We start from the raw sequence: 11580 nt of genomic DNA, 5'->3' as shown, positions 1-11580 counted from the left end.
GACGAGGCGATCGCGTTTTACGTCGATGCGCTCGGCTTCGAGCTGGCGGAAGATGCGCCGCAAGGCGGTGGGAAGCGGTGGGTCGTGGTGCGTCCGCGTGGCTCGCTTGGCGGGCTGCTGCTCGCCAGGGCTGCGGACGAGGTGCAGGCGTCGTACGTCGGGCGGCAGGCGGGCGGGCGCGTCTTCCTCTTCCTGGAGACGGACGACTCCCACGGCGACCGCGCGCGGATGCAGGCGGCGGGCGTCCGCTTCGTGGAAGCGCCGCGCCGCGAGCCGTACGGCACCGTCGCCGTGTTCGAGGACCTGTACGGCAACCGCTGGGACCTCATCCAACCGCGAGCCTGAACGCCCACCGGCGAGATGCTGCATCTCGCGCGGCGTCGCTTTCGTCAGCTCCACCTCGATAAGCCTCATCGAGCGAGCAGTCTATCGTGGTAGCGCGCGGAGCTGTTCATCCTCGGATTTGCATCCCCAGTCCATTCTTGATGCGCGGTTCCGGCCGGCTGCGGCTCTTCTCCGTCATCCCCTCTCCTCTTTCGTCTTCTCGCTTGTATTCCACCTGCCTTTTCTGCCACGGCCCGCTGGGCGCGAACCAGCGGATCGAGCGATTTCCCGTGGGCCGCCGCATCGCGTTCGACGCGGAACGCGGGCGGCTGTGGGTGGTGTGCCCGCGCTGCCGCCGCTGGAACCTGGCGCCGCTGGAGGAGCGCTGGGAGGTGCTGGAGGACTGCGAGCGCATCTTCCCCCGCCACGGCATGCTGGCGTCTAGCGACAACGTCTCGCTCGCGCGGCTGGACGACGGGATGGAGATGGTGCGCATCGGGCGGCCGGAGCGGCGGGAGCTGGCGTTCTGGCGCTACGGCGACCAGCTCGTCAGGCGGATGAAGCGCGCGAGCTTCCGCAGCAACGTAAGCAGCGCGGTCGGTCTCGGCCTGGCCTTCGCCGGGTCGCGCGTGCCCGGCGGGCAGGTCGCCTACTACGGCGCGGGAGCCGCGTGGCGGTTCTACGACTCGCGGCTGCGCATCACGCGCGTGCCCGTGCCCGGCGGCGGGACGCTGGCGCTGCGCGGCGAGGCGGTGAAGGAGGTGTCGTTCGACGACGTCGACGAAACCGGCCGGTGGGAGCTGCGCGTGCCGCACACGCGAGGCGTGTCGTACTTCTCCGGCTACGCAGCGGTGGCGGCCGCGCGCCCGCTGCTGGCGCGCATCAACCACTTGGGCGGCAGCGTGAAGACGGTGGACGCGGCCGTGGAGCGGATCGACCGGGCGGGTGGGGTGGCGTCGTACTTCGGCAGCGTCGCGGAGAAGGTGCTCCGGCTGCGGGACCGCTCCGGGTTCGATGAGGTGACGCTGATGGCCCGGCTTCCGGGCGAGGTGCTGCTCTCCCTGGAGATGGCGTGCAGCGAGCAATCCGAGCAGCACGCGCTCCAGCAGGAGCTGGCGGGGCTCCAGAGCGAGTGGCGCCACGCGGAGGAGGTCGCCGGCATCGCCGACTCGCTCTTCCTCGCGGACGGCGAGGGCGGGGACGTGCCCGGCTCAGGCGGGAAGGGGCGGCCATGACCCGCGTACAGCACCCCGTCGCTCCGGAGCACCGTGGGCTCTTCACCGACACCACGGCCTTGGGGAAGGCCCTGCACAAGCTCGCCCACACCCGCGACGAGTGGGTCATGCACCGGTGCAAGTCGGCCGCGGGCCGGGCGTTCGGGGCCGTGGGCGGGGTGGCCGGCGCAGTCGCGGTGTACGGCGCGGCGGGCGCTCCCGCGCCGATGCTCGTAGGCACGCTGGTAGGCGTGACCGTGGGGATGCTGTTGGCGGTGAAGTGGAGCTGGGACGAGTGGATGGGCGCCAAGCAGGATTATCCCATGCTGCTGCTGCACGACGAGTTCGCCATCGACCCGCTCATGGCGTGGCGCGAGGAGTGGGCTGAATGGACGGAAGGCCGCACTGGCATCGCCGTCTGGTGGGCGGATCACCGGCTGGTGCCCGCGCACTCTCGTGGCGTCGTGGTGGTCATGGACGGCTCGGTGCTGGGCGGGCGGCGAGCGCGTGACCGCCCGGGTTGGGCGGAGCTGCGGCCGGGATCGCACACGGTGAACGTGCAGCTCGGCCCGCTCCGTTCCGCGGAGCTGCGGGTGGAGGTCGCGCCCGGCGAGCGCGTGGAGACCGGCGCGCGTTACGTGCTCTCGGGCGCCGGAGAGGGCAGTCTCGTGCTGGAGGTGCTTCCACCGGTCGGCGCGATGACCGAAGGGCGGGCAGATCCTGCATCGCCGCACGGAGCCGGGCACGGGTGAGCGCTCGCTGGGTGCCCGAAGGGTAGGACGGATGATGAACGGACGCGGAAAGCGCCCGCTGCTCGGTCGGGCGGCGGGCGCTTCTTCTTCTATCTTTCGCCCCGTCGTCGTAGGCCGTGCCGGAGCCGCATCCTCGGAACGGCGCTGGGGGAGATGCGGGGCGGGGCCGTGATGTCGGGGCTACGGAGGGTGCGGATGCGATAAATCGCACCCCTACAAGTGGTTGGGTCGGGCGGTATCTCCCGGTCACCAGAGGTTGTAGCGGGTGAGGTCGGTGCGGAGCTTGAGGAGGGCGGCGTCCTTCATCTTGGCTTCGAGCATCACGTCGAAGGGGATGGGGCCGACGTCGCGAAGGAAGGCGGCGAACTCCCACGGGTGCACGTAGTCGGCGTGCTGCGACAGGAGTGGCGGGGCAGGGACCTCCTTGCCGCCCTTCAGCACCATGCGCGTGTCCAGCTTGGGCGACGAGAAGTGGACCTTGGGCATCACCCCCGCCGGCCAGGTGGCGAGGGCCGCCCGCGCCGCGTCCGGCATCGCCATGGTGCCGGGGTTGAGGTGGTGGTGCTGGTGGTCGAAGATGAGCGGCACGCCCGTGGCGTCGTGCGCACGGAGACAGTCCTGCACCGTGTAGACGGTCTCGTCGTTCTCGATCACCAGCCGGCGCCGGCCTGCTTCCGACAGCCGCGCGTAGCCTTCCTCGAACCGCTTGAGCGCCGCGTCCTTGTCGCCGTACGCGCCGCCCAGGTGCAGCACGACCACGGCCTCGGGTCCCTGCTCCATCGCGTCCAGCAGCGCCGCCTGCGAATTCACGTCGGCGATGCCTTTGGCGGTGATGGCGGGGTCCAGCGCGTTCAGCAGCACGTACTGCGACGGGTGCAGCGACAGGCGGATGCCGCGCTCGCGTGCGATGCGGCCCACGTCCGCCAGGTCGCGCGCGCACTCGCCGACCTGGCCGTGGAACTGCGGCATCTCGGGATGCGTGCAGTACGGGGCGAAGTCCGACGAGATGCGGTACATCCGCACGTCGATCTCGTCCAGGTAGTCCAGGATCGCGCGGAAGTAGCCGATGGAGACGGAGAGGTGCGGACCCGAGCGCCACTTGCGGGCGTCGTTGCTCTTCAGTCCCTCGCGCCCCGCCACCTTCACCGCGAACCCCAGCCGCCGCAGCCACCGCCGTCCCTCCATCGTCCCTCCGTCGTCCCGGTTCCCTGAAGCGCACGAACGAAGGGCGGGCGCTCCCGGAACTGCGAAGCGCCCGCCCGTTCCTCATCCAACCTTCCTACCCATGCCCGTTACACGGCCAGACCATGCGCCGGGCACAGGCGTTCGCTGCGAAGTCCGTGCCGCACCTACGGCCGCTGCACCAGCACCCACACGGTGTCGGTGCTGGCGCTGTAGAACATGCTGATCACCACGTCCTTGCGGCGCCCGTCGCGGAACTTGAACTCGTAGTTGAACACCGTGTGCAGGTTCCGCTTCTCCACGCCCTCCAGGAACTGGCCGTAGAACTGCTGCACCTTCGTGCACGGCGCCACCTCGTCGAAGAAGCTCTTCCCCACCGCGTCGGCCTTGTTCACGCTGGTGAGGTCCGACTCCGTCTGGTTGTACTTGAGCACGGTGCCTTCGCGGTCCAGCTGGATCATGCCTATGGGCAGCGTGTCCAGCTCCGCCTCGCTGAGCACGTCGGCCCGCTGGAAGACGTCGGCAGTGGTCCCGGTGGTGGTGGTCGCCTGCTGCATCGTGAGTTCTCTCCCTCGGTGATGTAGGGTGCCGGGCAAAGGGTCCGTAGCGCGTCCCCGCGTGGTTCGGACGCCCTGGTTCCGAGCCCTCCACGCCACGCTCGCAACCTACCGGTTTGTACAACGTTTGTAAACAGTTTGCAAGGCGCCTGCCAAGCTTGCGCCACGCCCATCTGGAACGGGGGTTGCATAGGGGGTGGGCTCCGGAGACGAGGGAGGGGCGTGCGGTCGCGCCCTGTACAGCGGCAACCGCTCCGGACCCGCCCGCTCTTCCGCGAGGCGAGGTCCCGGGGCACGAGCGAAAGGGTTAAGCCGATGGCGAACAACGACATGGACCGGGTGGTTCCGCTCGACCAGCTGGACGACTTCAAGGTCGCCGACGGCGATCCGGACGTGCGAGGGTGGGACGTGATGGCCTCGGACGGCCGCAAGATCGGCGAGGTCGACGAGCTGCTCATCGACACGGGGGCCATGAAGGTCCGCTACCTGGACGTGGACGTGGACGACGGCATGGTGGCGGGCGCCACCGACCGCCACGTGCTGATCCCCATCGGCTACGCGCGCCTGGACGAGCAGGGCGACAAGGTGATCGTGGACTCGCTGGCCGCCAGCGACCTCACCGGCCTGCCCGCGTACGACCACACGCCGCTCACCCGCGACTTCGAGACGAGCGTGCGCGACTCGTTCAGCCGCGGCGACACGGCGTCGACGAGCGGGTTGATGGCGGGTGGCGGGCTCTCGGACACGTCGGACCTGGGCACGAGCGGCACGGGCTACTCGGCCGGCACGGGCGCGCTGGGCGGGTCGGACGCGGGCTCGTCGTATTCCGCCGGCACCGGCACGTCGATGGGCGCGACGGGATCCACCGGCACCAGCGGGATGGGCACCGGCTCGTCCTACACCGCCGCGACCGGTGCCACGAGCAGGGACACCGGCACGTCGTACTCGGCCGGCACAGGCAGCGCCGGCATGGGCTCGTCGGGCATCGGCTCGGCGGCCGACGCGGGGCTGGGGTCGGCGGGGGGGCTGGGCTCCAGCAGCATGGGCACCACCGGGGGGATGAGCGCTACGGGCACCGGCTCGTCGGCGGGAATGGGCGCCACGGGCTCGGGCAGCGGGATGGGCTCGTCCTCGGGCATGGGCTCGTCCGGCACCGGTTCGACGTCGGGGATGAGCGCGTCCGGGACCGGCTCCACCTCCGGGATGAGCGCCTCGGGTTCGGGCTCGTCGTCGGGGATGGGTGCGTCGGGCGGCATGGGGTCGTCATCGGGTACGTCGGGGAGCAGCGACAGCTTCTACGACCACGACTCGTTCGACGACAGCCGCTTCTACGGCTCGCGCCGCCGCGGCGGCACGTCGGGCACGGGCGGCACCGGCGGCAGCAACCTCTGACGCAGCCGCTGGATGAGCGACGAGCGGGGTGCCTCGTGAGCGATCACGGGGCACCCCGCCTTTTCGTTTCGGAGAGGTGCTCGCCTGCGGAAAGATGCTCGCGTGCTCGGCAGTGGCGGACGATGGCCGGTAGGGTCGTGAGATGGTCGGTGAAGCCGGAGGATGATCGGCCGGGCGCGAGGAAAGATGGCGGCTGGACGGATCGGAGATCGTCGATGGATCGGAAGATGGTTGGCGGATCGGAGATCGGTACCGGTACCGGGAGATGGTCAGCGGATCGGGAGATGATTGGAGGCGGCGTCGCCCTGGCGGCTGAAGCCGCGGGCTACAACGGCGCGAAGCCCGCCTGCGCGGGCTGCTGCCGCAGCACCTTCGCGATCCGCCCGTCTCGCAGTCCGCCGGAAGGCAGCCGCCCACGTCCATCTCGCTTGATGCCCCACCGCAGCGCGCAGCGCGAGTCCGCTGGCGCGTCAGCAGCGAGGAGGCCACTCGGAAAGCACGGCCGGCCCAGCATGCTCCACCGCCGTTCCTTCCCCCGCTTGCGAGGGGAGGGCAGGCGAGCCCCGCGAGCGGGTGAGGGCCCCTCCCCCCCGCTCGCGCCGAACGATACATTGTCGCGCCCATGACGACCTCTCGCCGCCTCCCCGACCCGCCGTCCGTGACCCGCTCGCCCGCGGCGGGGGTGCGGAGCGCGCATCCCGGTACGGCAGCGGCGCCCGGGGAGATGGTGGGTGCGGGAGATGCGGGGCCGTGCGTGCTCGCGCTGGACGTGGGCAGCTCGTCCGTGCGCGCGCAGCTGTACGACGCGCGCGGCCGCAGCGTGGGCCCCGCCGCCCGCCGCGAGTACGGCTGGGACGCCACGCCCGACGGCGGTATGACCGTCAGCGCCGACGAGGTGATCGGGCACTGCGTCGGCGCGCTGGACGACGCGGTGGCCGCGGCGGCGGGGTCGAAGGTGGAGATCGCGGGCGTGGGCATCGACACGTTCTGGCACAGCCTCGTGGGCGTCGGCGCGGACGGCGCGTGCGTGACGCCGCTGTTCGGCTGGGGCGACACGCGGGCCCGCGGCGCCGCGGCGAAGCTGCGCGAGCGGGTGGACGTGGACGGCGTGCACTGCCGCACGGGCTGCTTCGTGCACGGGAGCTACCCTGCCGCCAAGCTGCTCTGGCTGCATGGCGAGGGCGGCGATAGCTTCCCCCGCGCCGCCGGGTGGATGTCGGTCGGCGAGCTGCTGGCGGCGCGCCTCTTCGGCGAGCGCCGCTGCTCGTTTTCCATGGCGTCCGGCACCGGCCTCTTCGACCTGCACCGCCTTGCGTGGGACGCGGAGATGATGGCCGCCGTGGGCGTGGACGAGTCGATGCTCAGTCCGCTGGTGGACACCGACGCTCCGTTCCGCGGCCTCGCCCCCGACTTCGCGCGCCGCTGGCCCTCGCTGGCGGACGTGCCGTGGCTGCCCGCGCTGGGCGACGGTGCGTGCGCCACGGTCGGCAGCGGCGCGGCGACACGAGGGAGCGCGGCGCTCACCGTGGGCACCTCCGCCGCGGTGCGCGTGCTGCGGGAGGAGGAGACGGTGGAGGTGCCGCCGGGGCTGTGGTGCTACCGGCTGGACGGGCGGCGCGCGGTGTTCGGGCGCGCCTTCTCCAACGGCGGCAACGTCTTCGCCTGGCTGCACGCCACGCTGCGTCTGCCCGAGCCCGCGGAGCTGGAGGCCGTGCTGGCGGAGATGGAGCCGGGATCGCACGGGCTGACGGTCGATCCCTCGCTCGTGGGCGAGCGGCCGCCCGCGGCAGACGACGCGCCGCACGCCTGCATCGCCGGCCTGGGCGCCGCGACCACGCCCGCGCAGGTCGTGCACGCGTGCATGGAGGCCGTCGCCTACCGCACCGCCGACGCGCTCGAGGCGCTGGAGCGCGCCTTCGGCACTGCGGACACGGTGGTGGCGGACGGCGGCGCGCTGCATGCGTCCGCCGCGTGGGCGCAGCTCTTTGCGGACGTCCTGGGCCGCCCGCTGCGCCTCTCGGCCGAGGCGGAGGCGACGGCCCGCGGCGCGGCGCTGGTGATGCTGGAGCGGCTGGGCCACATCTCCCACCTGGACGACGCGCCCGACGACCGCGGCGAGAAGCACGAGCCGCGCGAGGAGCGCCGCGCCCAGCACGCGCGCCTCCGCGGGCGGCAGCGCAGGCTGGAGGCGCTGCTGGCGGAGTTCGAGGCGGGCGAGCACGCGCACGACATGACCAACCACATGGAGCGGTAGATCCGATGGCCGACACCGGCACCCCCGAGCGCGCCGCGCTCGACCAGCTGTGCATCAACACCATCCGCACGCTGTCGATGGACGCGGTGCAGGCCGCCAACTCCGGGCACCCCGGCACGCCCATGGCGCTCGCGCCGCTGGCCTACGTGATCTGGACGCGCCACCTGCGCCACAACCCGGCCGACCCGCACTGGCCCGACCGTGACCGCTTCGTGCTGTCGTGCGGCCACGCGTCGATGCTCCTCTACTCGATGCTGTACCTCACCGGCTACGGGCTCACGCTGGACGACCTGAAGAGCTTCCGGCAGTGGGAGAGCAAGACGCCCGGCCACCCGGAATACGGCCTCACGCGCGGCGTGGAGACGACCACGGGGCCGCTCGGCCAGGGCGTCGCGAACGGGATCGGCATGGGCATGGCGGAGGCGCACCTCGCCGCGCTCTTCAACACGCCCGCGCACAAGCCCGTGGACCACACCGTCTACTGCATCGCCAGCGACGGCGACCTGATGGAGGGCGTCGCGTCCGAGGCGGCGTCCGTCGCCGGGCACCTGGGCCTGGGCAAGCTCGTCTACTTCTGGGACGACAACAAGATCACAATCGAGGGCAGCACCGACCTGGCGTTCACCGAGGACGTGCTGGGCCGCTTCGCCGCGTACGGCTGGCATACCGACCGCATCGAGGACGTGAACGACCTGGAGGCGCTGGACGCGGCCATCGAGCGCGCCAAGGCCGACCCGCGGCCGTCGATGATCGGCGTGCGGACCGTGATCGGATACGGGTCGCCCAACAAGGCGGGGAGCGAGAAGGCGCACGGCGAGGCGCTGGGCGCGGACGAGGTCGTAGCCACCAAGAAGGCGCTCGGCTGGCCATCTACCGAGCCGTTCTTCGTGCCCGAAGAGGCGCTGGCGGAGATGCGGCGCGCGGGCGACCGGGGCCGGGAAATGCAGGCCGAGTGGCAGAAGCGCTTCGACGCCTACGCCGCCGCCGAGCCTCAGCTCGCCGAAGCGCTCTCCGCCGCACTGGAGCGCCGGCTGCCGGAAGGGTGGGATGCGGAGCTGCCCGCGTGGACGGCGGAGGACAAGCCCATCGCGACGCGCGCCGCCAGCGGCAAGGCCATCAACGCCATCGCCAAGCACGTCCCGTGGCTCATGGGCGGCTCGGCGGACCTGGCCGGGTCGAACCTGACGCACATCGACGGCGCGGGCGACTTCGAGCCGGGCAGCTTCGACGGGCGCAACCTGCACTTCGGGGTGCGCGAGCACGGCATGGGCTCGCTGATGAACGGCATGCTGCTGCACGGCGGCGTGCGCGTGTACGGCGGCACCTTCCTCATCTTCAGCGACTACATGCGCCCGCCCATCCGGCTGGCGTCGCTGATGGAGCAGCCCGCCGTGTACGTCTTCACGCACGACTCCGTGGGCCTGGGTGAGGACGGGCCCACGCACCAGCCCATCGAGCAGATGGCGGCGCTGCGCTCCATCCCCGGCCTCGTCGACCTGCGCCCGTGCGACGCCAACGAGACGGCCGAGGCGTGGCGCTACGCGATGGAGCACAACGAGGGGCCGCTCTTCATGGCGCTCACCCGCCAGGCCCTGCCGCACCAGGACCGCACGAAGTACGGCGCCGCGTCCGGCCTGCGGAAGGGCGCCTACGTCCTCGCCGAGGCCGAGGGCGACCTGCGCGTCATCCTCATCGGCACGGGCTCGGAAGTCGCACTCTGCATGGAGGCGCGCGACGCGCTGCAGGCGGAGGGGATCGGGACGCGCGTGGTGAGCATGCCCAGCTGGACGCTGTTCGCGCGGCAGGACCGCGCGTACCGCGACGAGGTGCTGCCGCCGGACGTCCGCGCCCGCGTGGCGGTGGAGGCTGCGAGCCCCATGGGCTGGGCGCAGTGGGTGGGCACCGACGGCGAGGTCGTGGGCATCAGCCACTTCGGCGCGTCGGCCCCGGCCAAGCGCGTGTTCCAGGAGCTGGGCTTCAGCGTGGAGAACGTGGCCGCCAAGGCGCGCTCCGTGCTGGGGCTGGGCAGCAAGGACGCCGGCAGCGAGTCCGGCAAGGAAGCTGCGGGGCCCGCCAAGCACGGGACCGACGAGAAGGCCTGACCCGCGCCGCGGGCCGGGAGCGACACCGACGAACGAGCAGCGCGGCACGTCCGCGAGGAGATAGCGACATGGCAGAGAACAAGACGCCCATCCACCAGCTCCACGAGCAGGGGCAGAGCGTGTGGCTGGACTACATCCGCCGCGGGATCATCGAGGACGGCGAGCTGGAGCGCATGATCGCGGAGTACGACCTGCGCGGCGTGACCAGCAACCCCTCGATCTTCGAGGAGGCCATCGGCAAGAGCACCGACTACGACGCCGCATTCGACGCGGCCGAGGAAGGCGCCACGGCCGGGAAGGTGTACGAGCTCGCGGCGCTGGAAGACATCCGCGCCGCGGCCGACGTGTTCCGCCCCGTCTTCGACGCGACCGACGGCAACGACGGCTTCGTCTCGCTCGAGGTGTCGCCGGAGCTGGCGGACGACGCGGACGCGACGCTCGAGGAGGCGCGGCGGCTGTGGCACGCGCTGGGGCGGCGCAACGTGATGATCAAGGTGCCGGGCACCGCGCCGTGCATCCCCGCCATCGAGCAGCTGATCGCCGAGGGCATCAACGTCAACGTCACGCTGCTCTTCTCGCTCGCCAACTACGAGAAGGTGATGGAGGCCTACCTGCGCGGCCTGGAGCGGCGCGCGGAGACCGGCGGCGCGCTGAACCACGTCAACTCCGTCGCGTCGTTTTTCGTCTCGCGCGTGGACGTGGCGGTAGACGCGAAGCTGGCGGAGATGCTGAAGGCGGAGACTGACCCGGCGAAGCAGGAGCGGATCAGGTCGGTGATGGGGCGCGCGGCGGTGGACAACGCGAAGATGGCGTACGCGCGCTTCCGCGAGATCTTCTCCGGCGAGCGGTGGGAGCGGCTTTGCGACCGCGGCGCCAAGGTGCAGCGGCCGCTGTGGGCCAGCACCAGCACCAAGAACCCGGAGTACCGCGACGTGATCTACGTCGAGGAGCTGATCGGGCCCGACACGGTGAACACGATGCCGCTCGCGACCGTGAAGGCCTTCGCCGACCACGGCGTCGCCCGCCGCACCGTGGATGCGGACATGGACCGCGCCCGCGCCGAGCTGGCGACGCTGGCCGAGCTTGGCATCGACCTGGACGCCGTGACCGAGCAGCTCCAGGTGGAAGGCGTGGAGAAGTTCGCCAAGTCCTTCGCCGGCATGATCGCCACCGTCGGCGAGAAGCTCAAGCGCGTCGCCGCGAAGGCGTAATCCCGTTGGCCGCGGCACGACCGAGGGATCGGTGGATGCGTGATCGGTAGATGCACGAAGGGCCCGCCGGGTGATGGCGGGCCCTTCGTCGTTCCACGCGATCCGCGAATCACGGTGCGGGCGGCACCGCCTGGCGGGTGAACCCGCGGGCTACGACGGCACGAAGCCCACCTGCGTGGGCTGCTGCGGGAAGGGCGGCGCGCTCCGGCAGGCATCGTCTCCCCTGGTCGGACGATAATACCGAGTGCATGCGGAACTCAGCGGCGGAGGCGTTCTCGCAGCATCGCGAAAACGACCTCGCCCGGGACCAGCTTGGCCGTTCCGGCTTCGATTTCCGCCCACCGGCGGCCAAGCTCTTCTTCCCAGGCGCGCTCCACCTCGGCGGAATCTTCATCCGTCGTGTCGTGCAGGCTCTCGATGAGCTTCTGCGCGAGGTGCGCGCGGTCCGGGCGAGGCAGCTCCATCACCTCGGTGGTCAGCTTCTCGAGGGAACGGCTCATCGGTTCAATCTCCAGAAAGATGTTCTTCCCGAATGGGCGGATGCCCGGCGTCGGGATCCACTCCGGCCTGCTTCGCGCGCCCGCCACGCCGG

At 71.4% G+C, this 11580-nt stretch carries 10 protein-coding genes; 7 read left to right on the top strand and 3 right to left on the bottom strand.

Annotated features, from left to right (window positions below; genetic code table 11):
- The 3 genes from VFE05_24190 to VFE05_24180 form a co-directional block, all read left to right on the top strand.
- The coding region (locus VFE05_24190; protein HET6233198.1) for a VOC family protein at positions 1 to 345 on the top strand (345 nt) is incomplete at its 5' end.
- A gap of 269 nt (positions 346 to 614) precedes the next feature.
- Positions 615 to 1559, top strand: coding sequence for a hypothetical protein (locus tag VFE05_24185; GenBank protein HET6233197.1), 945 nt, complete (start codon positions 615 to 617; stop codon positions 1557 to 1559).
- Positions 1556 to 2290 (top strand): hypothetical protein, encoded by a 735-nt coding sequence (locus VFE05_24180; GenBank protein HET6233196.1) that lies wholly within the window; start codon positions 1556 to 1558, stop codon positions 2288 to 2290. Before VFE05_24185 ends, VFE05_24180 begins: the two co-directional genes overlap by 4 nt.
- A gap of 246 nt (positions 2291 to 2536) precedes the next feature.
- On the opposite strand, the gene uvsE is transcribed toward VFE05_24180, so the two are convergent.
- Both uvsE and VFE05_24170 read right to left on the bottom strand, forming a co-directional pair.
- Entirely contained in the window at positions 2537 to 3475 is a 939-nt protein-coding gene (gene uvsE / locus VFE05_24175) for a UV DNA damage repair endonuclease UvsE (GenBank protein HET6233195.1), read from the bottom strand.
- A gap of 164 nt (positions 3476 to 3639) precedes the next feature.
- On the bottom strand, positions 3640 to 4029 hold the full coding sequence (locus VFE05_24170) for a PAS domain-containing protein (protein ID HET6233194.1): 390 nt from the start codon (positions 4027 to 4029) through the stop codon (positions 3640 to 3642).
- Positions 4030 to 4344: 315 nt separating this feature from the next.
- On the opposite strand from VFE05_24170, the gene VFE05_24165 reads away from it, so the two are divergent.
- The 4 genes from VFE05_24165 to tal all read left to right on the top strand — a co-directional run bounded on the left by VFE05_24165 (position 4345) and on the right by tal (position 10988).
- A complete protein-coding gene (locus tag VFE05_24165; GenBank protein HET6233193.1) occupies positions 4345 to 5421 on the top strand; it encodes a PRC-barrel domain-containing protein in 1077 nt (358 codons plus the stop codon).
- A 658-nt stretch (positions 5422 to 6079) separates the two neighbouring features.
- On the top strand, positions 6080 to 7675 hold the full coding sequence (locus VFE05_24160) for a gluconokinase (protein ID HET6233192.1): 1596 nt from the start codon (positions 6080 to 6082) through the stop codon (positions 7673 to 7675).
- Between the two features lie 5 nt (positions 7676 to 7680).
- The gene (tkt, locus tag VFE05_24155) at positions 7681 to 9777 is read left to right on the top strand and encodes a transketolase (GenBank protein HET6233191.1); all 2097 of its coding nucleotides are present in this window, start codon (positions 7681 to 7683) and stop codon (positions 9775 to 9777) included.
- A gap of 68 nt (positions 9778 to 9845) precedes the next feature.
- Entirely contained in the window at positions 9846 to 10988 is a 1143-nt protein-coding gene (tal, locus tag VFE05_24150; GenBank protein ID HET6233190.1) for a transaldolase, read from the top strand.
- 257 nt (positions 10989 to 11245) lie between these two features.
- Here the strand turns inward: tal and VFE05_24145 are convergent, their stop codons facing one another.
- On the bottom strand, positions 11246 to 11488 hold the full coding sequence (locus VFE05_24145; GenBank protein HET6233189.1) for an addiction module protein: 243 nt from the start codon (positions 11486 to 11488) through the stop codon (positions 11246 to 11248).
- Positions 11489 to 11580: the final 92 nt, after the last annotated feature.

The organism is Longimicrobiaceae bacterium (assembly GCA_035696245.1).
Classification (GTDB): Bacteria; Gemmatimonadota; Gemmatimonadetes; order Longimicrobiales; family Longimicrobiaceae; genus DASRQW01.
This window is presented reverse-complemented; position numbering and strand designations above follow the sequence as displayed.